General features: G+C 74.5%; 23 protein-coding genes and 1 rRNA gene. 14 read left to right on the forward strand and 10 right to left on the reverse strand.

Annotated features, from left to right (window positions below; translation table 11 throughout):
• Window positions 1-223: 223 nt before the first annotated feature.
• Window positions 224-340, forward strand: a 5S ribosomal RNA gene (gene rrf, locus PU704_RS14365).
• A 142-nt stretch (window positions 341-482) separates the two neighbouring features.
• Here the strand turns inward: rrf and PU704_RS14370 are convergent.
• Complete coding sequence (locus PU704_RS14370; protein WP_420871642.1) at window positions 483-1,808, reverse strand: ISL3 family transposase; 1,326 nt, start codon at window positions 1,806-1,808, stop codon at window positions 483-485.
• Between the two features lie 121 nt (window positions 1,809-1,929).
• Between PU704_RS14370 and PU704_RS14375 the strand changes: the two genes are divergently transcribed.
• Window positions 1,930-2,418, forward strand: a complete 489-nt coding sequence (locus PU704_RS14375; RefSeq protein ID WP_053004954.1) for a GNAT family N-acetyltransferase — start codon at window positions 1,930-1,932, stop codon at window positions 2,416-2,418.
• 12 nt (window positions 2,419-2,430) lie between these two features.
• On the opposite strand, the gene PU704_RS14380 is transcribed toward PU704_RS14375, so the two are convergent.
• A complete protein-coding gene (locus PU704_RS14380; RefSeq protein WP_338130234.1) occupies window positions 2,431-3,543 on the reverse strand; it encodes a DMT family transporter in 1,113 nt (370 codons plus the stop codon).
• Complete coding sequence (locus PU704_RS14385) at window positions 3,540-4,133, reverse strand: TetR/AcrR family transcriptional regulator (protein WP_047803817.1); 594 nt, start codon at window positions 4,131-4,133, stop codon at window positions 3,540-3,542. The genes PU704_RS14380 and PU704_RS14385 overlap by 4 nt, the downstream gene beginning before the upstream one ends.
• A 196-nt stretch (window positions 4,134-4,329) precedes the next feature.
• On the opposite strand from PU704_RS14385, the gene PU704_RS14390 reads away from it, so the two are divergent.
• Window positions 4,330-5,436: a DUF808 domain-containing protein gene (locus PU704_RS14390; protein ID WP_277551802.1), complete on the forward strand. Its 1,107-nt coding sequence runs from the start codon at window positions 4,330-4,332 to the stop codon at window positions 5,434-5,436.
• A 120-nt stretch (window positions 5,437-5,556) separates the two neighbouring features.
• Here PU704_RS14390 and PU704_RS14395 read toward each other — a convergent pair whose 3' ends face one another.
• Together PU704_RS14395 and PU704_RS14400 are read right to left on the reverse strand one after the other, a co-directional pair.
• Window positions 5,557-7,557 (reverse strand): vWA domain-containing protein, encoded by a 2,001-nt coding sequence (locus tag PU704_RS14395; protein WP_277551803.1) that lies wholly within the window; start codon window positions 7,555-7,557, stop codon window positions 5,557-5,559.
• A gap of 40 nt (window positions 7,558-7,597) precedes the next feature.
• Complete coding sequence (locus tag PU704_RS14400) at window positions 7,598-9,007, reverse strand: sigma 54-interacting transcriptional regulator (RefSeq protein ID WP_047803814.1); 1,410 nt, start codon at window positions 9,005-9,007, stop codon at window positions 7,598-7,600.
• 92 nt (window positions 9,008-9,099) lie between these two features.
• On the opposite strand from PU704_RS14400, the gene PU704_RS14405 reads away from it, so the two are divergent.
• Window positions 9,100-9,744 (forward strand): MSMEG_4193 family putative phosphomutase, encoded by a 645-nt coding sequence (locus tag PU704_RS14405; protein WP_277551804.1) that lies wholly within the window; start codon window positions 9,100-9,102, stop codon window positions 9,742-9,744.
• Between the two features lie 10 nt (window positions 9,745-9,754).
• A complete protein-coding gene (locus PU704_RS14410; RefSeq protein WP_238986049.1) occupies window positions 9,755-10,450 on the forward strand; it encodes an SCO1664 family protein in 696 nt (231 codons plus the stop codon).
• Between the two features lie 54 nt (window positions 10,451-10,504).
• On the opposite strand, the gene PU704_RS14415 is transcribed toward PU704_RS14410, so the two are convergent.
• The 3 genes from PU704_RS14415 to PU704_RS14425 form a co-directional block, all read right to left on the reverse strand.
• On the reverse strand, window positions 10,505-11,461 hold the full coding sequence (locus PU704_RS14415; RefSeq protein WP_277551805.1) for a helix-turn-helix transcriptional regulator: 957 nt from the start codon (window positions 11,459-11,461) through the stop codon (window positions 10,505-10,507).
• A 20-nt stretch (window positions 11,462-11,481) separates the two neighbouring features.
• On the reverse strand, window positions 11,482-12,441 hold the full coding sequence (locus PU704_RS14420; RefSeq protein ID WP_082157428.1) for an AraC family transcriptional regulator: 960 nt from the start codon (window positions 12,439-12,441) through the stop codon (window positions 11,482-11,484).
• A gap of 66 nt (window positions 12,442-12,507) precedes the next feature.
• Window positions 12,508-13,560 carry a helix-turn-helix transcriptional regulator gene (locus PU704_RS14425; RefSeq protein ID WP_277551806.1) on the reverse strand — a complete coding sequence of 351 codons (1,053 nt, stop codon included), beginning with the start codon at window positions 13,558-13,560 and terminating at the stop codon, window positions 12,508-12,510.
• A gap of 343 nt (window positions 13,561-13,903) precedes the next feature.
• Here PU704_RS14425 and PU704_RS14430 point away from each other — a divergent pair, with 343 nt between their 5' ends.
• The gene (locus PU704_RS14430) at window positions 13,904-14,383 is read left to right on the forward strand and encodes a GNAT family N-acetyltransferase (protein ID WP_053004950.1); all 480 of its coding nucleotides are present in this window, start codon (window positions 13,904-13,906) and stop codon (window positions 14,381-14,383) included.
• Window positions 14,384-14,404: 21 nt separating this feature from the next.
• On the opposite strand, the gene PU704_RS14435 is transcribed toward PU704_RS14430, so the two are convergent.
• Entirely contained in the window at window positions 14,405-15,220 is an 816-nt protein-coding gene (locus PU704_RS14435) for a hypothetical protein (protein WP_075871913.1), read from the reverse strand.
• Window positions 15,217-16,011: a ferritin-like domain-containing protein gene (locus PU704_RS14440; protein WP_277551807.1), complete on the reverse strand. Its 795-nt coding sequence runs from the start codon at window positions 16,009-16,011 to the stop codon at window positions 15,217-15,219. The genes PU704_RS14435 and PU704_RS14440 overlap by 4 nt, the downstream gene beginning before the upstream one ends.
• A gap of 224 nt (window positions 16,012-16,235) precedes the next feature.
• On the opposite strand from PU704_RS14440, the gene PU704_RS14445 reads away from it, so the two are divergent.
• From PU704_RS14445 to uvrA, 8 genes are all read left to right on the forward strand, one after another.
• Window positions 16,236-16,910: a haloacid dehalogenase type II gene (locus PU704_RS14445; RefSeq protein ID WP_053004955.1), complete on the forward strand. Its 675-nt coding sequence runs from the start codon at window positions 16,236-16,238 to the stop codon at window positions 16,908-16,910.
• A 224-nt stretch (window positions 16,911-17,134) separates the two neighbouring features.
• A complete protein-coding gene (locus PU704_RS14450) occupies window positions 17,135-18,847 on the forward strand; it encodes an ABC-F family ATP-binding cassette domain-containing protein (protein ID WP_082157427.1) in 1,713 nt (570 codons plus the stop codon).
• A gap of 36 nt (window positions 18,848-18,883) precedes the next feature.
• Window positions 18,884-19,153, forward strand: coding sequence for a hypothetical protein (locus PU704_RS14455; protein ID WP_277551808.1), 270 nt, complete (start codon window positions 18,884-18,886; stop codon window positions 19,151-19,153).
• A gap of 417 nt (window positions 19,154-19,570) precedes the next feature.
• Window positions 19,571-20,050, forward strand: a complete 480-nt coding sequence (locus PU704_RS14460) for a hypothetical protein (protein ID WP_047803809.1) — start codon at window positions 19,571-19,573, stop codon at window positions 20,048-20,050.
• Between the two features lie 220 nt (window positions 20,051-20,270).
• Window positions 20,271-20,684 (forward strand): hypothetical protein, encoded by a 414-nt coding sequence (locus PU704_RS14465; protein WP_139318492.1) that lies wholly within the window; start codon window positions 20,271-20,273, stop codon window positions 20,682-20,684.
• A 198-nt stretch (window positions 20,685-20,882) separates the two neighbouring features.
• Complete coding sequence (locus PU704_RS14470) at window positions 20,883-21,011, forward strand: hypothetical protein (RefSeq protein ID WP_256363815.1); 129 nt, start codon at window positions 20,883-20,885, stop codon at window positions 21,009-21,011.
• Entirely contained in the window at window positions 21,008-21,838 is an 831-nt protein-coding gene (locus PU704_RS14475) for an FAD:protein FMN transferase (RefSeq protein WP_075871917.1), read from the forward strand. The genes PU704_RS14470 and PU704_RS14475 overlap by 4 nt, the downstream gene beginning before the upstream one ends.
• Window positions 21,839-21,932: 94 nt before the next feature.
• Entirely contained in the window at window positions 21,933-24,392 is a 2,460-nt protein-coding gene (uvrA, locus tag PU704_RS14480; protein WP_277551868.1) for an excinuclease ABC subunit UvrA, read from the forward strand.
• Window positions 24,393-24,491: the final 99 nt, after the last annotated feature.

The raw sequence follows: 24,491 nt of genomic DNA on the forward strand, positions 1-24,491 counted from the left end.
CGCCGACAACTTACCCCACACCCCACCCCCCGCCCCGGGCAACCGGCACACGGGGGCACCGGGGACACCGCAGAACACCGCGTCCACTATACGGCTCCCAACCAACAACCCCGCCGGGGTCACGGTTGCACCAACCGCACAATTGCATCCACAGTCATCACTGTGACCAGATTTCCCCCCCACCCCGGCCCACCGGCCAGGGACCACGGCGGGGAGACAGAGTTACGGCGGTCATAGCGTGGGGGAAACGCCCGGTCCCATCCCGAACCCGGAAGCTAAGACCCACAGCGCCGATGGTACTGCACCCGCCAGGGTGTGGGAGAGTAGGACACCGCCGGACCACACCCAGGGTCGAGCCCCCGCACCACCCGGTGCGGGGGCTCCCCACACATCAGGCCCCCACCAGCACCGGTGCGGGGCCTTTTCTCATGGCTGCACGCGACGCAGGAGAAGCGCCCGACCGGCCTAGCATTAGCGGCCCTTCACAAATGAGCATGGGTAGGTGTCTTTCTCCACGGCCGGTGTCCGCCGGCGGCGAGCAGGGCGCGTAGACGGTAGTTCTCGAAGTTCCGGAACCCGCGGGCGACCCTGCGCATCGTCTCGATCACCCCGTTCACGGCCTCGGTGGGCCCGTTCGAGGCCCCGGCGGTGTCGAAGTAGGCCAGGATCGCGGCCTTCCACCGCCGCAGAGTGCGGCCGAGCCGGGCGACCTCCGGAATCGGGCAGGTGGGGAACGCATCGAGGACCTCGGCGACGAGCCGGCGCCCGTGCTCGGGGCGGGCGTGGTAGACGGCGCGCAGCTTCTGGTAGCAGTGCCAGGCCAGGGTCACCTCATGGTGCGGGTCCCCAGCCACCAGCTTCGCGTTGAGCCGGGTGATCTGCTTGGCGGTGAGGTGCTCGGCGCCGATCTGCAAGGTACGGCGGATCCCGTAGAGAGGGTCCCCGGCCCGGCCTCGGTGGCCGAGGGTGTCCTGCTGCACGCGGCGACGCACCTCGTCCACGACCTGCCCACCGAGCTTCACCACGTGGAAGGCGTCCAGGACGGTGATCGCCTCCGGGAGCTCGTCGCGGATCGCGTTGGCGTAGCCGTGGAACGGGTCCAGCGTCGCCGTGCGGATCCCGCTCGTGAACCCCGGCCCCTGGGTAGCAAGCCAGTCGCCGTAGGCCGCCCCCGTGCGCCCGGGCACCAGATCCAGCAACCTCGCCCGGGGCCGGCCGTCCTCACCGCGGGAGTGATCCACGATGCCGGTGACCAGCCCGGTGCCGGGCGGACCCACATGGCGCCAGACGTGCTCGTCGACGCCCAAGGCGTTGACCCCGGCCAGCCGGTCCTCGGCTGTCAGCTGGGTCTCGATGACGGGGACGATCGCGTGCCAGACGGTGTTCCAGGCGACCCCGAGCATCTCGGCCAGGGCCGAGACTGCGATGTCGTGGGAGCGCAGCTGCGTCACCGCCCAGGCGATCGCGCGGGTGGTGAGCTTGGCCCGTGGCGCGGCGAGTTCGTGGACCTCGCTGAACGTCGAGATCTCGCAGGCATCCTCCCGGCACCGGAGGATCCGCTTGCGCCACAGCACCCGCACGGGCACTCCGGCACACGGCAGATCGTGGAGCAGGACCTCCCGCCGGCCGTGACCGGTGGCGAGCACCCCGCATCCTGGGCAGCCCGCCAGCGATGAGGCGGTTTCCGCCACCACGGTGAACGAGCGTGGCCCGCGTTCCACCGTCAGGACGTGGACGTCGGTCAGGTCGAAGAGCGCGCACGCGGGTGCGCAGATAGCATGAGACACGTCGAGGCCTTCATGGATCAGGTTGCTTGGTCGCTACCCATCCTGGAGGCCTCGACCTCTACCCAGGCCTCACAACACGCGCTCCGGAACGTCCCCGCGCACCCCGCTACCCATGCTCATTTGTGAAGGGCCGCATTAGCGCATGCACCTGCGGCCGACCACCCCCGAGGATCTCGAGGTGCTCCGCACCTGGGTCCCCACCGAGACCGACATGTTCCTGTGGTCCGGGCCAACCTTCGCCTGGCCGTTGGACCGCGCGCAGCTCGAGGCCTACCTGTCGGACGAGCGCCGGCTCTACTGGTCCGGTTCCGCGGCGATCGCGGGGCAGATGTCCGGGCACGGCTCCCTGCTGGTGGACGAAGCGGCAGGCAGGATGCGGTTGGGCTGCGTCGTCGTCGATCCGGCGCTGCGGGGGCACGGGCTGGGCCGTCGGTTCGTGACCGCCGCGGTGCACGAGGCGTTCCGGATCTCGGACCTGCCGGTGCTGACGCTGGGCGTCTACGCCCACAACGCCGTTGCGCGGCGGCTCTACGGCAGTCTCGGTTTCCGCGAGACCGGTCTGGTGCGCGACACCAGGGTGGGTGAGCACATCTGGCGCGTGCTCGATCTGGAGCGTCCGCGCGTCCTGTGACCGTCTCCCGCGTCACGGGCGCCGGGTGATCACCTCAGTGGGCCCGGTGGAGCTGTCGACGTGCGTGCTGTCCGGCGCGGTTCCGTGGCCATCCGTCGGCATGGCACCGGACAGGACGTCGCTGGGCAGGGCACCACTGTTCCGATCGGCACTGTTCCGATCGGCACGGGACCGGACGTCGTCGGCCCGCTCGGCGCCGGAACCGCCTCGACGGAGCCGGAGGGCACCGGGGTCGGCCTCGACATTGGCCGGAGTGAGGGCGAGGACGACCAGCGCGACGCCGATGACGGTCAACCCGGTCCAGCCGAGACCCGACAGCCGCTCACCCACCACGAGCACGGCCAGCACGGCGGCGACAGCCGGTTCGGTGAGGGTGAGGGTGGTCGCCGTGCTCGGACGCACCCGGGTGAGGCCGAGGCCGAAGAGGAAGTAGCCCAGGAACATCGGCACCAGGGCCGTGTAGGCCGCGGCGGTGAACGCCTGCGCCGAGTGGAGCAGGGGCGCGCCGGTGAGCAGCAGGACGGGCATCAGCAGCGCCCCGCCGGCGCCGAAGACCGCGCCCATCGATGCCGCACGGCCCACCTCGTGGCCCATGAGACGGTGCACGACCCAGGAGTAGAGCGCATAGGTCGTGCCGGCGACCAGGCCGAGCCCGATGCTCGCCGCGGTGGCCGGAGCCGAGGCCGCCGAGTCCCCGGCCCTCGCCAGGCAGAGCATGCCGCTGCCTAGGATGCCCAGGAGCGCGGCCAGCTTCCACCACCGGCTGAGCGGAAGGCGTTCGATCACCCGCTCCAGGACGCCGGAGGCGAGCGGCGCGGAGGCCAGGGAGACCACCGTGCCGATCGCGACCCCACCCAGGCGCATCGAGCTGTAGAACGCCAGAGGATAGATCGCCACCGCGACGGCGCCGAGCGCCACCAGGCCCGCGTGCGTCCGCAGCGCCTGCTGGGCGCGGCGCAGGGCGGGCAGGGCGATGGCGGCCTGCAGGAGCCCGCCGATGCCCAGGGCGGCGGCGCCGATGGCCAGGGGCCCGGCCGCGGGGGCGAAGGTCGCGGCGGTCCCGGTCGTCCCCCACAGGACCGAGGTCACCAGGATCGCGGCGATGCCGCCGGCCCGGCCCCTCACCGGGCGGCCAGCAGGTCGGCGGCGATCGCGCGGGCACGCACCAGGCGGGTCGGCTCGCCCTCGAGCCCGGCGCGGGCCATGGAGCCCTCCAGCAGGAAGCTCAGGTGCTCCGCCAACCGATGGGCGGTGGCCGGGTCGGTCAGTTCGCCCAGCGGGTCGAGCAGGAGCTGCTCGACCTGCTCCTTGTGGCGGCGCACGGCGGTCCGCGCCGGGTCCGCGGCGGAGAGCTCGGCGGCCGCGTTGAGCAGCCCGCAACCCCGGAACCCTTGCTCGTAGGCGGCCGCCGCGTGGTCGGCGTAGGCGTCGAAGACCGCCAGGACGCGCTCCTGCGGGGTGCTGGTGTCCTGCACGCGGGCCCGGTACAGCTGGAGCCACTCCTCGTGGCGGGCCTCGACGTAGGCCTCGACCAGGGCCGCCTTGGAGGCGAAGTTGTTGTACAGGCTCATCTTGGCCACCCCCGCCGACGCGGTGATCGCGTCGATGCCGGTGGCGGCGATGCCGTCGGCGTAGAAGCGCGCGGCTGCGGCCTGCAGGATCCGCGACCGCGCGGATCCTTGACGACGGTCCACGGCGTGCTGGTCCGTGCTCATGGAACGACCTCCTCGGAGCTGGTTAGACCAGTCTACCTATTAGGGGTGCGGGGTGCGGGCGGGGCCGTCCGCAATTCGTGCCGGCGCCGGACGCTCCCGGGGGCGCATCCGGCCCTCCGAGGACCTACTCTGTCAACATGCTGATCACCACTGCGGCTCCGACCGCCCCTGTTGAGACCGCGCCGGAGGTCCTCCGATGAGCGGCGGTCTGATGGCCCTGCTGGACGACGTCGCCGCCCTGGCCCGCGTCACCGCCGCCTCCGTGGACGACATCGGCGCGGCCGCGGGCCGGGCGAGCATGAAGGCGGCCGGCGTCGTCGTCGACGACACCGCTGTGACCCCGCAGTACGTCCAGGACGTCACCCCGGCGCGCGAGCTGCCCATCATCTGGCGCATCACCAAGGGCTCGCTGCGCAACAAGCTGGTCTTCATCCTCCCGGCCATCCTTCTGCTGAGCCAGTTCGCGCCGTGGCTGCTGACCCCCATCCTCATGCTCGGCGGCAGCTACCTGTGCTTCGAGGGCGCCGAGAAGATCTGGGCCAAGGTCTCCGGCCACGGGCCCAAGACGAAGACGCCTGTGGTCGAGAAGGGCAAGAGCGCGGAGGACACGATGGTCGGCGGCGCGGTGCGCACCGACCTGATCCTCTCCGCCGAGATCATGGTGATCTCCCTCAACGAGGTCGCCGACGAGCCGCTGTTCTCCAGAGCGGCCATCCTCGTGGTGGTGGCCATCGGCATCACCGTCCTGGTCTACGGCGTGGTGGCCCTGATCATCCGGATGGACGACTTCGGTCTGCACCTGGCCGAGCGGTCCTCCTTGACCAGCCAGAAGATCGGCCACGGCCTGGTCAAGGGCATGCCCGGGCTGCTCGCGGTGATCTCGGTGGTGGGCACCGCCGCCATGCTCTGGGTGGGTGGGCACATCATCCTCGTCGGCCTCGACGAGCTGGGCTGGCACCCGCCCTACGAGGCCGTGCACCACGTCGAGGAGCTCGTGCACGGCGCCGTGCCCGGCGGGCTCGGCGCGGCGCTCGCCTGGCTCACGAACACCTTCTTCTCCGCGGTCCTCGGCCTCGTCTGGGGGGCCGTCCTGGTGCTGGTCTGGGAGCTGCTGCCCTTCGGCAAGGGGGAGCACGAGGCCGACCACGCCGCCCCCGGCCAGCACGAGGCCGAGCACGGCAGGCACGAGGACCACGGCGAGCACCACGGCAAGCACTCCAGGGCGGCCACGGACGGCAGCGCCGCCCCGGACGGGTCCGGCCGGACGCCTCCGGGCGAGGGGGGTTCCTCGGCGGTCCGGTGACCGCGGCCGGCCGATCCCGGAAGCCCGACCTCCCGGGACGTGCCGGGGACGTGCCGCCCAGCACGAGCACCCTCATGGCGATCCCTCCCGGACAGCCTCAGGCTTCCGGTCGGTGCGCACCTACCCCCACGGGTCGGCGTCGTCGGCGTCCTTGGAGCGGGCGTCGAGGTACTCCTGCAGGACGGCCGAACCCAGGTCCGCGGGATCCGGGGCGACCACCCGCCCGTCCACCCGTTCGGCCATCCGCAGCAGGAACCGCTCCAGCCCCGGGTCGTCGCCGAGCCGGAAGAACGTCGTCTGGGCGCCCAGGCGGCCCAGCCGGTCCAGCTCCTGGACGGTGGCGCGCAGGGTGGCGGGCTCGGCCGGCCAGGAGAACCAGCTCTCGCCGTCGGGCAGCAGGTGGGCCGTGGGCTCGCCGTCGGTGACGACGAGCAGCACGGGCTGGGCGGAGGGGTGCTTGCGGAAGAAGCGGGTGGCGAGCAGCAGCCCGTGGTGCAGGTTGGTGCCCTGCTCCCGCCGCGGCGGCAGGGACGTGAGCTCCTCGATCCGCAGGTCCCGGGCGTAGCGGCCGAACCCGATGAGCTGGAGCCGGTCCCCCCGGAACCGGGTCGAGACCAGGTGGTGCAGCGCCAGGGAGGTGCGCTTCATGGGCACCCAGCGTCCTTCGGCAGCCATCGAGAACGAGGTGTCCACGAGCAGCGCGACGGCGGCCTGGGTCCGCGCCTCGGTCTCGGCCACCTCGATGTCACGCACGTCGATCCGCAGTCCCCGCCCGGCGTCGCCGCCCTCGGCGACCGTCCGGGTGATGGCGTTGGTGAGGGTGCGGGTGACGTTCCAGGGCTCCGCGTCCCCGAACTGCCACTCCCGGGTGGCGCCGGTCGGCTCCCCGGCCGCGCCCGCCAGCCGGGTGTCCCGGGCGCCGGGCCGCCCGGAGAGCCGCTGGGCGGTGTCCCGCAGCAGCGACTTCCCGAGCCGCCGCACGGCCCGCGGCGAGAGGCGCAGGTCCCCGTCCTGGTCCCGCTGCAGATAGCCGCTCTCCCGCATGGCCCGCTCCAGCTCGGCGAGGGTCCGCGCGGACACTGCGGCGTCGTCGCCGAGCTGGCGGGCCAGCGCGTCGAGGTCGAGGTCGTCCAGGTTCGCGCCCTCGTGGTGCTGGGACAGCTCGTCGGCCAGCGCGTCGAGCTCGGCGATGTCCTGCAGCACCCCCGTGCCGTCGCCGAGACCCAGGCCCTCCCCGCCCTGGAAGCGCTCCGACCCGTTCCAGTCCTCGCCGGGGCGCAGCGCCTGCAGGTTGGCGTCGAGCTGGCCCAGCTGCGCCATGAGGTCGGGGGAGCCGAACGCCTGGGCCGAGAGCTGCATCAGCTCCTGGCGCTGCTCGGGGGTCATGGAGTTCAGCATCCGCTGGGCCGCCGCCGATCGCTGGGCCAGGGCGTCGATCAGCTCGTCGACCGACTGCGGGTCCTCCGGGAAGTGCTGGCCGTGCTTGGCCATGAAGTCCTGGAAGTCCTCGTCGGTGTCCTCGCCGCGCCCGTGCTTCTCCAGCAGCTCGTTGAGGTCGCGCAACATCTCGGCCACCGCCTCCCGGTCGGCGTCGGTGGCGTTCTCCAGGGCCTGTTTCATGCCGGCGAAGCGCTGGTCCAGGATCTCGCGCCCGAGCAGGTCCTTGATCTGCTCGTAGGCCTCCCGCGCGGAGTCGGACTGCCAGTCGTAGGAGGCGAGCTCGCTGACCGCCGCGGCCGTGGAGCGGGGCAGCCCGTCCAGCTGCATCTCGCGGAAGGACCGGTCCATCGGGTCCATCCGGGCGTCGCGCAGGAACTGCTCCCGCTCCAGGCGCAGGGCCTTCTCCAGCAGCTGCTTCGCCTCGTCGAGCGTGCCGCCCAGGCGGTGCTGCTTCAGCAGGTCGCGCCGCCGCTGGTGCACGCGCCGGGACAGGTCGTCGAGACCCTCCCGGCCGCGTCCGCCCCGGCGGAGGAACTCCCGCATCGCCTCCTCCGGCGAGTACCCCGCCATGACGTCCTCCGAGACGGCCGCCAGCGCCTCCGAGAGGTCCACCGGCGGGGCCAGTGGGTCCGGCCCTCCGGCGTACCGTCCGTACCGCGATGACCGGTGGTGTGCGGGCATGACGCCCCCTAACGTGTCGTGGCGCTGACGCGGCGAGCGGTCAGCCGTAGATGGTGCCGTCCTCGTCGGAGTCCTTGGAGATCTTCTGGGCCAGGAACAGCCCCTCGAGGGCCAGCTCGACGGCGCTGGCGCGCTGTCCGGCGCTGGTGGCCCCGAGCCGGGCCGCGATCTGGTCGTAGACCGCGCCGTCCCCGTCGGACTCCGGCAGCTCGGGCAGAGCGGCGAGGAAGTCCCGGGCCGAGACGTCGTCGCCGGTGGAGACCGTGGTGCGGCCGTCGAAGGCCTCCACGACCGGGCCGAGGTCCAGGCCGCGGAAGCGGTCCCGGACGGTCTCGGCGGTCGCCCGGCGCAGCAGGTGGTCGAGGATCGCGCGCTCGCGGCCCTCCTCGCCGGACTCGAACTCGATCTTGCCGCCCAGGACGTCGGTGGCCGTCTCGACGTCGACCATGCGCGCGACGGCGTCGTCCTCGCGGCGCACCGTGGCCCGCCGCAGGGCCGCCGCCGCGACCGTCTCCGCGCCCGCGATGGCGAACCGGGCCGAGACCCCCGAGCGCTGGTCGACGGCGGAGGAATCCCGCAGCAGGCGCGTGAAGCGGGCCAGGATCTCCAGGATCGTCTCGGGGACCTCCGCGACCAGCTCCGCCTCCTGGCGGATGACGGCGATCTCGTCCGCCAGCTCCAGCGGGTAGTGGGTGCGGATCTCGGCGCCGAACCGGTCCTTGAGCGGGGTGATGATCCGGCCCCGGTTCGTGTAGTCCTCGGGGTTGGCCGTGGCCACCACCAGCACGTCCAGCGGCAGCCGCAGGACGTACCCGCGGATCTGGATGTCCCGCTCCTCCATCACGTTGAGCATGGCCACCTGGATGCGCTCGGCGAGGTCGGGCAGCTCGTTGATCGCCACGATGCCGCGGTGGGCGCGCGGCACGAGCCCGTAGTGGATGGTCTCCGGGTCCCCGAGCCGGCGTCCCTCGGCCACGCGCATCGGGTCCACGTCACCGATCAGGTCGGCCACGGAGGTGTCCGGGGTCGCGAGCTTCTCCACATAGCGCTCCGAGCGGTGCCGCCACACGACGGGCAGCTCGTCGCCCTCGAGCAGCACGCGCCGCCGGGACTCCTCCGTCAGGGGCTCCTCGGGGTGCTCGTTGAGCTCCGAGCCCTCGATGGCGGGCGACCACTCGTCCAGCAGGCCGGCGAGCGTGCGCAGCAGCCTCGTCTTGCCCTGGCCGCGCTCTCCGAGCAGCACGACGTCGTGGCCGGCCAGCAGCGCCCGCTCCAGCTGGGGCAGGACCGTGCGCCCGAGCCCGTGCAGTCCCGGCCAGGGATCACCGCCCTCCGCCAGCGTCCTCAGCAGGTTCTCCCGGATCTCCTGGCGCAGCGGCCGGGGGGAGTGCCCGGCCGCGCGCAGCTCGCCGAGCGTCCGGATGTCGGGTCGATCTGTCCGATCAGTCACAGCGCCACATTAACCCCGGCGTCAAGGGGGGCCGGGGTCCTCGGCACCGGACCCTCTGGTCAGCGCCGCCCCGATCGGTACGCTGGTACATCATGGCAACGCGGAAGAGGCCCCGGAGCACGCTCGTGCTGCTCGTGCGCCACGGCGAGACGCCCACCACCGGCAAGGTCCTGCCGGGGCGGGCGCCCGGCCTGCACCTGTCCGACCACGGCCGGGCCCAGGCCGAGCAGGTCGCCGAGCGGCTCGCGGGGGTGCCCGTCGACGCGGTGCTCACGTCCCCCCTCGAGCGCACCCGGGAGACGGCGGAGCCCACCGAGGCCCGGACCGGCCGGGCGGCCGTCGTGGACCCCGGGCTGCTCGAGTGCGACTTCGGGGAGTGGACCGGGGCGGAGCTGTCCCGGCTGTCCCGGCTCACGGCCTGGTCGACCGTCCAGCGCGCGCCGTCGACCTTCCGCTTCCCCGGCGGGGAGAGCTTCCCCGAGATGCAGGCCCGGATGGTGGGCGCCGTCGACCGGGCCCGCGCCGAGCACGAGGGCGGGGTCGTGGTCTGCTTCTCGCACGCGGACCCCATCAAGGCGGTCCTCGCGCACGCCCTCGGGACGCACCTGGACCTCTTCCAGCGGATCGTGGTGAGCCCGTGCTCGGTCTCGGCGATCTCCTACGCGCCGGGGCAGGCGCCGGCCGTGCTCACGCTCAACTCCACCCACGAGCCGCTGAGCGGGTTGAGGGTCTCGTGAGCAGGTCCCGGTGAGCGAGCTCGCGCTCCTCGCGGAGGGGCGGATGGAGCTGCTCGGGATGATCCGGGGCAGCAGCAACTCCGCGCTGCTCGTGCAGGTGTGCCTGGAGGACCGTTCCGCATGGGCCGTCTACAAGCCGCGGGAGGGGGAGCGGCCGCTGGTCGACTTCCCCCCGGGGCTGCACCGGCGGGAGCGCGCCGCGTACCTGCTCAGCGAGATCCTGGGCTGGGGGATCGTCCCGCCCACCGTGCTGCGCGAGGACGGGCCGTTCGGCGTCGGCTCCCTGCAGCTGTTCGTGGAGCACGATCCGCTGGCGCACTACTTCACCCTGTACGACGGCGTCCCCGGCAGCCACGAGGCGCTGCGCCGGATCGCCCTCTTCGACGTCGTGGCGAACAACGCCGACCGCAAGGGCGGGCACGTGCTGCGCGGGACCGACGGCCGGGTGTGGGGGATCGACCACGGCCTGTGCTTCGCGGCCGGCTACAAGCTGCGCACGGTGGTGTGGGACTTCGGCGGCGACCCGGTCCCCGAGGGCCTGCTGGCGGCCCTCGCCCCCCTGGCGGAGTCCGTCCCGGACGAGCTGGCCGACCTGCTCACCGCCCCGGAGGCCGCCGCGCTCCGGCAGCGGGTGTGCCGGCTGCTGGAGCGTCCGGTCCTGCCCGTCGACGTCACGGGGCGCCGGGTCCCCTGGCCGCTGCTCTAGGATCCCGGACCCTGCCGGTGTCCCGTGCCGCCGCGGCGCGGTGGCCCGGGACACCTAGCGGCGCAGCGTCTCGACCGGGCTCTCGCCGTAGACCTGCCGGTGGCGGCGGGCGAAGTCCCCGGAGTGCACCATCCCCCAGCGCAGGGCGATGGCCCGGACCGTGTCGCCTGCCTCGGGGTCCGCCTGCAGGAGGTCCTGGTGGGCCGCCGCGAGCCGCAGCTCGCGGAGACAGCCCCCCGGCGTCGTCCCGGTGTGGGAGCGGAAGGCGCGGGTGAGCTCGATCGTGCTCAGGCCTGCGTGGCGGGCGACGTCCTCCACGGTGATCGGCGAGGACAGCTGCGCCCGCATGTACTCCACGGCACGCCGGTAGGCGGACTGCCGGTCGGTGGTCGAGGTGCGACGGGTGCGCGGGTCGCCGAGGAAGGCGAAGGTCTCCAGGGTCGCCACCGACATCCTCCGGAGCAGGTCGGTGCGCAGCAGGGGGACGGCGGCGACGGCGGGGTCGGTCAGGGCCTGTGACACGAACTCGTGGGTGCTGCGCCAGTACCGGGCGCGCCCCGGGGAGACCGGGTGCGGGCCGTCGAAGGCCACCTCGAGCGACTCGTCGCCGTGGACGTCCCGGGCCGTGCGGCGCAGGGTCTCCGGGCCGAGGTTCACCGAGGCGACCGACAGCCGGTCCACCTCGCCGTAGTACTCCTGTCCCGGCTGGAGCAGGAACAGGCCCGGTCCGCCTCCGGCCCGCCCGTCGATCCGCCAGCTGACTCCTCCGGCGCGCGGCAGCATGACCGAGAAGGCGCCGTCGACGACCATGTGCCCGGCGATCCTGCCGCGGAAGGTGAGCTGCCCCAGGTTGAGGTCGGAGTCGCCGTCCACGTCCTGGCTGTACAGGAAGGACGTCCGGTCCCGGACCGTGCCCATCCGCGCGCGGGAGTAGACCTGCTGGAGCGCCTCGTTGGCCGTGTCGGGATCGGTGGTCGCGAGGTGCAGGCTCACCGGTGTGGCGGGTGTCATCCTCTGGTCCTCTCGTGGGGTCAGGTGCGCAGCGTGACGGCCGGGGATCGCCCGTACCGGTCCCGGTAGGCGGCGGCGAAGCGCCCGCGGTGGGTGAAGCCCCACCGCGCGGCGACGACCTCCACGGTCGCCCCGGTGCTGGGGTCGGCGGCGACCAGGTCCCGGTGTGCGGCGTCCAGCCGGGCGGCGCGCAGATGGGCGGTCGGGGTGGTGTCCAGTTCGCGCCGGAAGGCCGCCTGGAGCCCGCGCACGCTCATCCCGGCGGCCGCGGCGATCTCGGCGAGGCCGATGTCCGCGTCCACGTGCTCGTCGATGTAGGCCACCGCGCGCCGGAGCCCCGCCGGAGCGGCGCGGGACTGCCCGGGCAGGGCCTGGCTCCGGTCGAGGAACGAGCCGGGGAAGGTGTGCAGCAGCGCGGTGGTGAGGGAGCGGGTGAGCTCGGCCCGGAGGAGCGGGCTGGTCAGCGCCTCGTCGTCGGCCAGCAGGTTCCGGCCGAGGTGGGCGACGGTGCCCAGCCAGTACCGGGACATGGCCGCGGAGACCGGGCGGGACCCGGCGAAGGCGAGCCGGAAGGTCTCGTCCCCGAGCAGCCCCCGTGCGTGGGCCTCCGCCGCCGCGGGGTCCACGGCCACCGTCATGGCCTCGATGTCCTCCCACCAGCTGGTGTACGTGCGCTGGGGGAACAGGAAGGGCCCGGTCCGCGGAAAGCGGTCGCCGGCGCTGACGGCGCTGACGGCACCCTGCGTCACGTGGCACACCCGCAGCACCCCGGCCCCGTCCGTGCGCCCGGTCGTGGAGGAGCCCATGAGCCGGACCCGCTCGTAGCTCACCGGGCCCACCGCGGTCTCGGACAGGTCCATCGAGAACCGGCCGTCCCGGTCCCTGCGCACGTCCCGGATGGCGAAGACCTCGTCGAGCACGGCGACGCCCTCGGCCGGGTCCCGGGTGCTGAACACGGAACGCCGCACCTGGCAGTTCATGCCTGAAACGCTACGCCTCGGCGCGGGCCGCGTCGACCGTTCCGCGCGCGGGAACCCGTCCTGCTCTCAGCCGCGCAGAGTGGCGGCGGGATTCTCGCCGAACCGCTCCCGGTAGGCGGCGGCGAAGCGCCCGGGATGGCTGAAGCCCCACCGGCCGGCGACCTCGGCCACGGTGGCGCCGGCCCCGGGGTCCGTGGTCAGCAGCTCGGCGCGCACCGCCTCGAGGCGCAGCGTGCGCAGGTGGGCCAGGGGGGTGGTGGACAGCTCCCGGCGGAAGGCCGCCTGCAGTCCTCGCGGGCTCATCCGGGCCGCACGGGCGATCTCGCCCAGGCCGATGTCCTCCGCGGCGTGCTCCTCCATGAACGACACCGCCCGGCGCACTCCGGCGGGCGCCGCACGCTCCGGCTCGGGCACGGCCGAGCGTTCGAGGAAGCTGTTCGGGAACGCGTGCAGCACCGCGGTGGCCAGGGCCCGGAACGTCTCGGCGCGCACGAGCGGGCTGGCCATGGCCTGCTCGTTGCCCAGCTGGTGCTGCCCCAGGGCGGTCACGGACCCGGTCAGGTACCTGGCCATGGCGGGGCTGACCGGTTCGGCGGCCGTGAAGCGCAGGCGGAAGTCCTCGGCGTCCAGCAGGCCGGCCGCGTGCGCCTCCACGGCGGCCAGGTCCAGGGAGAGCGTCAGCAGGTCCAGTTCGTCCCACCGGCAGGTGTAGGAACGCACCGGGAAGAGGAACGGGCTGGGGCCGGCCGCGGTGGACGTGGCGTCCGTGAAGGCGAGCCGGCCGCCCAGCACCCGTGCGACGCGCAGGGTGCCCGGGGCGTCGATCAGGGCCGCGGCGGGCGCGCCGCTGAGGCGCACCCGCTCCAGGCTCAGCCGCTCCACCGCCCCCAGGGCCTGGTGCATGGAGAAGGGGTTGCCCGGGGACACCCGGACCCGGGCGGCATAGACGCGCTCGAGGACCTCGACGCCCTCCGACGGGTCGTGGGAGATGAACCGGAGCTTGCGCACGGCCGGTCGCCGGTGCGCCGTCTCGTCCGCCCCCCACGCGCGGCGGGACACGGGCGCGGAGGGGACGTCCGGCGGGATCGAGACCTGCGCGTCGGGGGCGGGACGAGGCATGGAGGAGTCCTTCGGGTGCGGCGAACGCTCCGGCCGTCTGCTTGACCTGCCGGTGTGGAGCGGTCCCGCGCTGCGCTCTGCAGCCCGGGGCCGGGTGCACCGGTGCACTTGTCAGTGTAGTCACCACGACCCGCGCACCGCCGGACACCGATCCCGCACGAAGACCCCCGACCTCTGGCCAGAGGGGGTGCGCGCGATCTACTCTTGTCAAGAGACATTGCGTTTTTCGAACTAAGGTGCGCCCAGCGGGCCGTCATGATCCGACATCTCGCGGCCGGACCGTCCGGGGAGATCCGGGGCGGCTGCCGTCCCGGGGCTCTGCACGACGAGTGAGGAGGGCGTCTTGACCATTCCACAGCCTGCCGGTGCGAACCGGGCGGCGCAGGTGGTCCTGCGCCCGGCCCGGGTCTCCGACATGTTCCTGCTCATGGACCTCGCCGACCAGGTGGGGTACAGCCTCAACCCCGAGTGGATCCGCACGCGACTCCGGGCCGAGCCCGCGACCGAGGACCACGTGGTCGCCACGCTCCACGACATCCCGGTCGGGGCCGCGCACGTCTACCTGTCCCCGCGGCAGACGCCCGAGGACGCGGTGCGGGCGAGCGTCACGGCGCTGGTCGTGGACGAGGAGCACCGGGACGAGCGGATCGGGTCCCGTCTGCTGGACCGGTGCGAGGAACTGGCCCGGCAGATGGGGGCGCACACCTTGGAGATCGTCATCCCCTCCCGGCGCCACGAGGACCTGCACGGGTTCTGGCAGCGCCACGGCTACGCCCGTGACGGCTCCTCGCCCTTCGCCAAGGTGCTCGGCGCCCGCCCGTGAGGGCATGCCCTCGGGGAGGGCTCAGCCGCGGGTGATGCGGGCGAGCGCTGTGCGCACCGACCGGGTGCCGTACGGTCCCCGCCGGGCCGCCGCACCGGCTGCGCGCTCCGGGTGCAGCCCGAGGCCGAGCTCCGGGTGGAGCCCCAGCAGGGCGGCGCGGACCTCCGGGTCCGCGGCCGGGCGGGTCCGCGTCCTGCGGGCGGTGTAGCGGGTGCCGGGCCACTGCCACCGGGACACCGCGATCCGCGCCAGCCGCCGCGCGCCCGGGCCGGCGGCGAGCCGGGTCCGGGCCTCGGCGGTGAAGAACGCGAGGTGGCGTTCCTTGAGCCGCACCACGGCCCCGGTCGTGGCGGCCAGCCGCGGTTCGGCCGCCCCCAGCCGGCGGTAGGACTCGGCGAGCACCGCGGTGTCGAGCCGGCTGGTGAGCATCTGGGCGGCGGTGGTCTCGGCGCCCAGGAGGTTGCTGGCGATTGCGCCGAGCACCGGGCCGAGGCGCTCGTCCCGGGCGCGGCGCAGGCGCCCGAGGGCTGTGGCCCGGTCCTGCCCGGCGGCGCGGCCGTTGGCGGCCAGGACCGCTCCCAGGGTCTGGACGAGCCAGTGCTGCTCGTAGGCCCAGGTGGTGAGGAAGGCCGTCACCCTCGACTCCGCATGGGTGGGGGTCACCAGGAAGTCCCGCATGCGGTGCAGCAGGGCGCGCTCGGCGGCCTCCAGGCGGGTGAGCGCCTCCAGGGTGGCCGGGTCCAGGTCGCCCAGGGCGGGCAGGTCGAGGTCGGTGGGGCGCACCTGGAGCGGGTCGCGCATGTAGGCGCGCACGTCGAACCCGGTCGGGTCGCTCACGCCGGCACGCCCCGGGCGTCCAGGGCGTCGGCGACCACGGTGAGCCCCTCCATCCCGGGCAGCTTGGCGATCTGCCGGTCGATGGCCTCGATCTCCTTGCGCCCCTCGGGCCCGGCGAAGAGATGGGTCATCACGTGGGTGACCTCCTCCTCGGGCGAGACGCCGGAGCCGACCGGCTGCCACGCGGTGCGCAGCGCCAGGCGCGCCAGCTTCTGCGCCCGCGGGTTGTCCTGCAGCCGGGCCCGGGCCTGGGTGGTGTAGAAGGCGATGTGCTTGGTCTCCTGCGCGGCGATGCGCCGGACCAGCGGGGCGAGCACGGGGTGGTCCTCCAGCGCGGCCAGCCGCCGGTAGCCGGCGGCGGCCGAGCGCTCGTTCACCGCGCCCCAGAGCATGTGCACGGCGACGAAGTCCGTGCCCACGATGTTGGACAGCAGCGACTGCTTCACCGGGCTGATCCGGTCCCGCCAGCCCAGCTTCACGCGCTTGGCCTTGACCTCGTCGAAGGTCACGGTGATCCCGTGCAGGTCCAGGACGTGGGCGAGGGCCTCGCCGTGCCAGAACTCCTCGTGGTTCCAGATGGTCATGAAGGTGGCGACCTCGGGGTCCCGGCGGGACGGGCTGACGAGCATGTCCCGCAGGTAGCAGACGGTGTGGAACTCGACGTCGCACATGTAGCGCAGGGTGCGCAGCGTCTCCGGGGGCAGCGGGTCCTCGCGGAACGCGTCGAGCCTGAGGTCCTCCCAGTGCACGCTGGTGGACTCGTGGGCGAAGCGGTCGATGTCGAAGGCCATGACATCACTTCCTCTGGTCGTGGGGGCGGTCTCGTGGAAGTATTCGGAGCCGGTGGCGCAGCGGATGGGTGGCCGGCACCCCGGCCCGGCCGGGGGCGTGACGACGGCGGGGCCGGGTCCGCTCCGGCGGCCCGCCGGGGCGGTGGACCGTAGGCTCGTCAGCACGCCGCCCGGCCGTGCACCGGACCCGTGCACAGCATCGACAACCGTGAGGTGAGAACGTGGTGAGCAGTCCCCGGACGATCGTCTTCGACGTCAACGAGACCCTGTCGGACATGGCCCCGCTGGGGGAGGCCTTCGCCGCGGCCGGCGCCCCCGCCCACCTGGCGCAGGTCTGGTTCGCCGGCATCCTCCGCGACGGCTTCGCCGTCACGGCCGCCGGCGGCAACGCGGGCTTCGCCGAGATCGCCCAGGACAGCCTCGTGCGCCTGCTGGCGGAGGCCGGCGACGGGGCGGACGAGGCCGCCGCGGGCTCGATCCTGTCCGCGCTCAGGAGCCTGGAGGTGCACCCCGACGTCGTCGCCGGGATCGAGGCCCTGAGCCCGCTGGCCGAGCTGGTCACGCTGAGCAACGGTTCCGCGAGCGTGGCCGAGGGCCTGCTCGGCCGGGCCGGGGTCCGGGAGCGCTTCCGGACCCTGCTCAGCGTCGACGACGCCCCGGCCTGGAAGCCGGCCCGGTCCGCCTACGCCTACGCCGCGGCGCAGTGCGGCCGCCCGGCCGAGCAGATGCTGCTGGTCGCCGTGCACCCGTGGGACGTCCACGGGGCGCACGAGGCGGGACTGCGGACGGCGTGGCTCAACCGCACCGGAGCCCAGTACCCGGGCTACTTCGCCCAGCCGGACCTCGAGGTGGCCGACCTCCCGTCCCTGGCCGCCCAGCTGGGCGGCTCCCCGGCCTGATCCGCGGTGCCGCGACCCGCCGCACCGCGCCGGCCGCCTGGACGCCGTCGTCGCCCGGGTCCTTGCCGCGCGGCGGCCGCCGGCGTAGCTTGGGGCCATGTTCTCGTCCTGATGCCCCGGCCCGCGTCCGCGGCCGGCACCGTCGATCCGAGCCCGTGCGGCTCCGCGCATCCGGTGCCGCACCGGCCCGGCGGGCCCCGCTCCCGCATCGACAGGACCCCACCATGGCCTCGGCCCCGCACCGCCCCCTGCACCTGCGCCTGGACGGCGTCGCCTTCGGCTTTCCCGGCCGCCGCGTCCTCACCGACGTCTCCCTGACCGTTCCGGCCGGTGGGCGCATCGGCCTCATCGGCGAGAACGGCGCCGGCAAGACCACCCTGCTGCACCTGGCCGCCGGTCTGCTGGTGCCCGCCGCCGGCACCGTCCACCGCCCCGAGCGCACCGGGCTGCTCCGGCAGCAGCTGGACCTGCCCGGGCGGGTCACGGTGGGGACGGTGGTCGAGGACGCCGTCGCCGACGTCCGCGCCCTGGAGCACCGCCTCGCCGCGCTCGCCGCCGGGATCGCCCAGGACCCCGGCGACCCGGCGACCGCCGACGCCTACGACACCGTCCTGCGCGACGCGGAACGCCAGGGCCTCTGGGCCCTCGACGCCCGGATCGAGGCGGTCCTCGGCGGCCTGGGCCTCGGCGGGCTGCCCCGGGACCGCCGGATCGGGGAGGTCTCCGGCGGCCAGCAGCGGCGGCTCGCCCTCGCCGCGCTGCTGCTGTCCCGGCCCACGGCCCTGCTGCTCGACGAGCCGACCAACCACCTCGACGACGCCGCCGTGGACTTCCTCGTGGCCGAGCTGGCCGCCTGGCGGGGGCCCGTGCTCATGGCCAGCCACGACCGCTGGTTCCTGGACGCCGCCGCCACCGGGGTGGTCGACCTCGACCCCGCGCTGGGCCCGGACGAGTCCGCCGGCGGCCCGGCCCGGCAGGGCACCGTGTCCACGGGCGGCTACTCGGCCTACCTGGGCCGGCGCGAGTCCGCCCGCCGCCGCTGGGGCGAGCGCTTCACGGCCCAGCAGGAGGAGCGGCAGCGGCTGCAGGAGGTCGTCGACGTCTCCGGGCGGGAGATCTTCCACACCACCGCTCCCAAGTCCGAGGGCCGCATCACGCGCAAGTTCTACAGCGACCGCGCCGCCAAGACCATCGGCGGCCGGGTCCGCTCGGCCCGCCAGCGGCTCGATGCGCTCGAGCGCACCGCCGTCGGCGCGCCGCCGGCCCCGCTGCGCTTCGCGGGGATCGCCGGGACCGCGGACGACGACGCCGCCGGCACCCTGCTCCGGCTGAGCGGGGCGGCCGTCGCGGGGCGGCTGGCCCCGACCGACCTGGTGCTGCACGCCGGGGACCGGGTGCTGGTCCAGGGCCCGAACGGCACGGGGAAGTCCACGCTGCTCTCCGTGCTGGCGGGCGAGCTGCGCCCCGACGCGGGCACCGTGGAGCGTCGGGGCGGCGCCGTCGTCGGGCGCCTGGCCCAGGAGGACGACTGGCCGGACCTCGCGGTGCCCGCCGAGGCGGCCTACCGCGCCCGCCTGCGGGACCCCGTCCGCGCCCCGACCCTGCGCGACCTCGGGCTGCTGCGGGACGAGGACGCCGCCCGCCCCCTCGGGGAGCTGTCCCCCGGCCAGCGCCGCCGGGTGGCGCTCGCGGCCCTGGTCGCCGATCCCGCCCCGCTGCTGCTGCTGGACGAGCCGACCAACCACCTGTCCCTGGCGCTGGCGGAGGAGCTCGAGCAGGCCCTGGAGGACTTCCCGGGCACCGTGGTGCTGGCCACCCACGACCGGTGGATCCGGCGGCGCTGGACCGGCCGGGTGCTCTCGGTGCGGCCCGCCGCGGCGGACAGGTCCGCGGTGGGGCGCGGGGCGACCCTTGAGGGCGTTCGGAAGCTGGCTTAGTGTTGAGGTCCGTCGACAACCCACGGAGGAGGAGACATGGCCGCAGCAGCGGACAGGAACTGGTGGCGGAAGGTGCTGGTGATCGCGACCCTGCCGTTCGCGGCGCTGGGCGTCACCGGGTGCGACAACACGGAGCCGGGAGGCGAGGAGGGCATCGAGCAGGAGGCCACCACCGGGACCGAGGAGACCGCCGGCAGCGGGGAGACCATCGGCGAGGAGGAGAGCACGCCGGAGGAGGAGAGCGCCACGGAGGGCGAGCTGCCCTACGAGGACGGCCAGCAGGAGGAGGGACAGGGCGGGAACTGACCCCGCCGGGGCCCTGCTCCGCTCCGCTCGGCTCCGCGCGGGCGCGAGTGCGCCGTGCCCGCCCTGATCGACCGCCGTCCGGTCCAGCCCCACAAGAGGGGGCAGGGCCGGACGGCGCGCTCCTGCGGGGACCGGCGACCCCCCGGCGCGCGGCGGCACCGCACGTCAGCGCGGGGGCACGGGTCCGCCCCGCCGCGGCGCCGACCGGTGACCACGGGTGCCCGGCGTCGTCGCAGGCGGGTCACGGACGAGCACACGGTTCCGGTCGGCCGCCCCGCGGGGTCAGGATGAGGCCATCCCCGGCACGGACGATCGGGGGGACTCCGGCCGAGGCCGCCCGCCGGGGCCGCTCGCCGGTCCGTGCCGCTCGTCCTGACGGTCGTGCGCCGCGGACGGGCCGGACGCGAAAGGACCGCCGTGACCACGCCACTCGTTCCCGAACTGCCAGAGGTGCCCGGGACCGCGCGCCGCGCCTCCGACCGGGGGACGGGGCGCCACCGTGCGCCCGACCGCACGATCGAACGGGCCGCCGTGCTCGCCCTGCTGGCGCTCCTCGTGCTCGCCCTGGTCCTGGCCGCGTCCACCCGGGTCGCGCCGGTCGTGCCGCTGGTCACCGCGACAGCCCTGCTGCTCGTGGCCGTCGCCGCGCTCGGGCGGGACACCGCGGCCGACCGCCCGGCGCCGCCGGCCCGCCCGGCGGCGGACGGCGCGACGTGCGGGCTCGAGGACCGCTCCGACGTCCTGCGCTGCCACCGGCCGGCCGGTCACCCCGGTCCTCACCACGACGAGCGGGCCGACCAGGCGTTCGAGGACACGCTCGCCGCCCACATCGGCGACGCCGGGGCCTACTACCTCGACCGGCAGGGCCGCCCGGTGCCGATCGACGACGCCTTCTGAGCAACGCGTTCCGCCCGTCACGTCCTGCAGGAGGACTTTCCGGCGAGGTCGTGTCCGAATCGTGTCCGTCATCTTCCCGCCACGTCGGCCGTGCCCGCTGACCTGCGCCTACGTTGGGGATGTCGTACAGACACGGGGTTCGACGGGCGTCCGGGGGGACGCCGCGAGCCGGCACCAGTCGCGAAGCGGTCCCCGCTTCTCCACCGGATGGGACAGAACCATGAGAAGAACCACCAGGGCAGTCACGGCCGCCGTCTTCGCGGCGGGAGTCGGCCTCGCCGCGGCCGCACCGGCGCAGGCGATGGTGATCTCCGACATCAGCGACGCCACGCGGATCGCCGAGGGGGCGGCCGTCCAGGGCACCTACACGGTCTCCTGCACCGCGGGCAGCAACGTCTTCGTCTCCCTGAGCGTGACCCAGCGGGTCTCCGAGGGGCGCATCGCCAACGGCAGCTATTTCGAGCAGTGGGTCTGTGAGGGCGGCGAGATCGAGATGGACTACCAGGCCGTGGCCTTCAACATGGCCTTCGACGAGGGGCCGGCCGTCATCTCCGGGTTCATCCAGGAGTGCCAGGCCGAGTTCTGCGGGACCGGCACCAACCTGCCGCTGCAGGTCATCGAGATCAGGGACTGACCGCGGCCCGGCCCCGCTCCGCGTCGACCCCCGCGCCGGCGAGGGGCGGGGCCGCCCGCCGAGCGCACTCCGGGCACCGGGGCCCGGGAACTCTGCCCGAAAGTCCACTGCCCGGTCCCCGCTCCCCGACCTAGAGTCGAGCGCATCGACCGCACCGCCGTTTCCCCCCGCCCCCCGCAGTGGACCGACGACCGCGCCGTGCCCGTCCTCCAGGAGGAGGTCCTCACGAGGCAGCCGGCGCGGATCGACGCCGTGAGCGGGGCCGACCACGCCGTGCGGGGCTACCGCTCCGCCTTCCGGGAGCTCGTGGACCGGGTCCGGTCATGAGCGCCCCCGCCGTCGAGCTGCGCCGCCCCAAGGGCCGGCGGCACCTCCACCGGGAGCGGATCTGGGGCACCACGGTGACCGTCGACGTCCGCGCCGGGGAGGACGCCCTGCCGGCCGAGCGCGTCGTGCAGCACGCCCTGGACGTGGCCGTGGCCAACATGGGCTGGGTCGACGCCGTCTTCTCCACCTACCGGCCCGACTCCCTGGTGACCGCCCTGCGGACCGGTCTGCTCGACGAGCGCCGGCTCACCCGGGGCGACCCGGCGCAGGGGGCCCTGCTCGACGTGCTCCTCCGCTGCCGGGAGGGGCGGCTGCTGACCGGCGGCTGCTTCGACCCCTGGGCCGTGCGCGGCGGCTTCGACCCCTCCGGCTACGTCAAGGCCTGGGCCGCGGAGCGGCTCGCCGACGACCTGGTCCGCGCCGGCTGCGCGAACGTGTGCATCGACGCCGGCGGGGACGTGGTCACCCGCGGGGTCGCGGCACCGGGGGAGCCCTGGGCGGTGGGGATCCGCCACCCGGACGATCCCGGCGCGCTCTCGTGGACCGTCCTGCCCGGCGACGGGGCGGTCTCGACCTCCGGGACCTACGAACGGCCCGCCCACATCGTCGACCCCCGCACCGGCCGGCCCGCGGCCGGGGCCCGCTCCGCGACCGTCGTCGGCCCGGACGCACGCCTGGCCGGGATCCTGGCCACGGCCCTCGTGGTGGCCGGCCGGGACGGGGCCCGCTGGTTCACCGGCCTGGACGAGTGGTCCGCGTGGGTGGTGGACCCCGCTCCCGCGGACACCGCGTGGACGATCGGCCGGGACCGGCACCGGACCGGCTGAGTCCCGCCGCGCGCCCGCGGTCGCTAGGGTGGACGCGGTGAGCATCGACCTCGACACCACTGCGGCCATCGTCCCCGTCGCCGCCCGCTCCGGCATGGTCCGGGTCCGCGGGGCCTCCGAGCACAACCTGCGCCACGTGGACGTGGACATCCCGCGCGACGCGATCGTCGCCTTCACCGGCGTCTCCGGCTCCGGGAAGTCCTCCCTGGCCTTCGGCACCGTCTACGCCGAGGCCCAGCGGCGCTACCTGGAGTCCGTCGCGCCCTACGCCCGGCGCCTGATCCAGCAGGGGCACAACCCCGCCGTGGAGGAGATCACCGGTCTCCCGCCCGCCGTGGCCCTCCAGCAGCGGCGCGGCGCCCCCAGCTCCCGCTCCACGGTGGGCACCCTGACCACGCTGTCCAACTCGGTGCGCATGCTCTTCTCCCGGGCGGGCACCTACCCCGAAGGCGCCGAGGGCAGCCTGGACTCCGACGCCTTCTCGCCCAACACCGCCGCCGGCGCGTGTCCCGAGTGCTCCGGCCTGGGCACCGTGCACGACGTCACCGAGTCCTCCCTGGTCCCGGACCCCGGGCTGAGCATCCGCGAGGGCGCGGTGGCCGCCTGGCCCGGCGCGTGGCAGGGCAAGAACCTGCGGGACATCCTCGTGCACCTGGGCCACGACGTCGACGTCCCGTGGCAGGAGCTGCCCCGGGACGTCCGGGACTGGATCCTGTTCACCGAGGAGCAGCCGGTCGTGGAGATCACCCCGCAGCGGGACCGCGTGGCGAAGCCCTACAAAGGCCGGTTCTGGAGCGCCCGCAGCCACGTCCTGCACACCCTGGCGGACTCCGCGAGCCCGCAGATGCGCGAGCGCGCCCTGCGCTTCGTGGTCACCGGCCCGTGCCGGGTGTGCGGTGGCGCCGGCCTGCGCCCGGAGGCGCTCGCCGTGACCTTCGGGGGCCGGACCATCGCAGAGTTCAACGGGGCGACCCTGGCCGAGCTGGCCGAGGCGGTGCGCCCGACGGCCGGGCTGGAGCAGGCCGGGACCGCCTCGCGCGCGGTGACCTCCGGGGAGCGCAGCCAGGCGGCCGTCACCATCGCCCGGGACCTGCTCGCCCGGCTGGAGGTGCTCCTCGGCCTGGGTCTGGGCTACCTGAGCCTGGACCGGTCCACCCCCACGCTCTCCCCGGGGGAGATGCAGCGGCTGCGCATCGCCACCCAGCTGAGGTCGGGACTGTTCGGGGTGGTCTACGTGCTCGACGAGCCCTCCGCGGGCCTGCATCCGGCCGACGCCGAGCCGCTGCTGGCGGTGCTGGAGGAGCTGAAGGCCTCCGGCAACTCGGTGTTCGTGGTGGAGCACGACATGGCCGTGGTCCGCCGGGCCGACTGGGTCGTGGACGTGGGCCCGCAGGCCGGGGACCGGGGCGGCTCGGTGCTCTACAGCGGTCCCGTGCCGGGGCTGGCCGAGGTCCCCGCGTCCGTCACCCGCCCGTTCCTGTTCCCGGACCCGGCGACCGCCGCACCGGCGCCCGCCGCCCGGCGGCCCGAGCGGTGGCTTCAGCTGCGCGGGGTGAGCCGCCACAACCTCGTCGACCTCGACGCCGAGATCCCCCTGGGCGTGCTCACCGCCGTCACCGGGGTCTCCGGCTCGGGCAAGTCCACCCTGGTCAGCCAGGTCCTGGCCGAGACCGCGGGCCGGCACCTGCACGGCGGGCCGGGGTCCACGGGCGACGACGAGGCGGCGCCCGCCCCCGGGGCGCGGGTGGGCTCCGCCGAGGGCCTGGAGCACCTGGACCGGCTGATCCGCGTGGACCAGCGGCCCATCGGCCGCACCCCGCGCTCCAACCTGGCCACCTACACCGGGCTCTTCGACGCGGTCCGGAAGCTCTACGCCGCCACCGACGAGGCCCGGGCCCGGGGCTACGGGGCCGGGCGGTTCTCCTTCAACGTGGCCGGCGGGCGGTGCGAGACCTGCCAGGGGGAGGGCTTCCTCGCCGTGGAGCTGCTCTTCCTGCCCGGCACCTACGGCCCCTGCCCCGACTGCCGGGGCGCGCGCTACAACCCCGAGACGCTGGAGGTCACCCACCGGGGCCGGAGCATCGCCGACGTGCTGGGCATGCGGGTGGAGACGGCCGCGGAGTTCCTCGCCGACGTCCCGGCCGCCGCGCGCAGCCTGCGCGCCCTGCTCGACGTGGGCCTCGGCTACCTGCGGCTGGGCCAGCCGGCCACCGAGCTCTCCGGCGGCGAGGCCCAGCGGATCAAGCTGGCCGCGGAGCTGCAGCGGGCCCGGCGCGGGCACACCCTCTACCTCCTGGACGAGCCCACCACCGGGCTGCACCCCCAGGACGTGCAGGCGCTGCTGGGCCAGCTGAACCGGCTCGTGGACGCGGGCAACACCGTGGTGGTGGTGGAGCACGCCATGGACGTGGTGGCGTCGTCGGACTGGGTGATCGACATGGGCCCGTCCGGCGGCGAGGCCGGCGGGCGGATCCTCTGCGCCGGCACCCCCGCCGAGGTCGCGGCGTGCCCGTCGAGCCGTACCGCTCCCTACCTGGCCGCAGCCCTGCGCTGACCCGGTCCCTCCTCCAGCCACCTCGGCGGGGGAGGGGGGCCGGAACGGCGCAGCCCCCGCGCGCCGGTCGGCGGGCGGGGGCTGGGGGGCTGCCGGGGA

This window comes from Kocuria oceani (assembly GCF_029524215.1).
GTDB classification, from domain to species: domain Bacteria; phylum Actinomycetota; class Actinomycetes; order Actinomycetales; family Micrococcaceae; genus Kocuria; species Kocuria oceani.

Coding starts and splice junctions, on each gene's coding strand:
- PU704_RS14375 (WP_053004954.1), top strand. CDS start 1,930: ATGCACCTGCGGCCGACCACCCCCGAGGATCTCGAGGTGCTCCGCACC.
- PU704_RS14385 (WP_047803817.1), bottom strand. CDS start 4,133: ATGAGCACGGACCAGCACGCCGTGGACCGTCGTCAAGGATCCGCGCGG.
- PU704_RS14390 (WP_277551802.1), top strand. CDS start 4,330: ATGAGCGGCGGTCTGATGGCCCTGCTGGACGACGTCGCCGCCCTGGCC.
- PU704_RS14395 (WP_277551803.1), bottom strand. CDS start 7,557: ATGCCCGCACACCACCGGTCATCGCGGTACGGACGGTACGCCGGAGGG.
- PU704_RS14405 (WP_277551804.1), top strand. CDS start 9,100: ATGGCAACGCGGAAGAGGCCCCGGAGCACGCTCGTGCTGCTCGTGCGC.
- PU704_RS14415 (WP_277551805.1), bottom strand. CDS start 11,461: ATGACACCCGCCACACCGGTGAGCCTGCACCTCGCGACCACCGATCCC.
- PU704_RS14420 (WP_082157428.1), bottom strand. CDS start 12,441: ATGAACTGCCAGGTGCGGCGTTCCGTGTTCAGCACCCGGGACCCGGCC.
- PU704_RS14425 (WP_277551806.1), bottom strand. CDS start 13,560: ATGCCTCGTCCCGCCCCCGACGCGCAGGTCTCGATCCCGCCGGACGTC.
- PU704_RS14440 (WP_277551807.1), bottom strand. CDS start 16,011: ATGGCCTTCGACATCGACCGCTTCGCCCACGAGTCCACCAGCGTGCAC.
- PU704_RS14450 (WP_082157427.1), top strand. CDS start 17,135: ATGGCCTCGGCCCCGCACCGCCCCCTGCACCTGCGCCTGGACGGCGTC.
- PU704_RS14455 (WP_277551808.1), top strand. CDS start 18,884: ATGGCCGCAGCAGCGGACAGGAACTGGTGGCGGAAGGTGCTGGTGATC.
- PU704_RS14465 (WP_139318492.1), top strand. CDS start 20,271: ATGAGAAGAACCACCAGGGCAGTCACGGCCGCCGTCTTCGCGGCGGGA.
- PU704_RS14475 (WP_075871917.1), top strand. CDS start 21,008: ATGAGCGCCCCCGCCGTCGAGCTGCGCCGCCCCAAGGGCCGGCGGCAC.
- uvrA (WP_277551868.1), top strand. CDS start 21,933: ATGGTCCGGGTCCGCGGGGCCTCCGAGCACAACCTGCGCCACGTGGAC.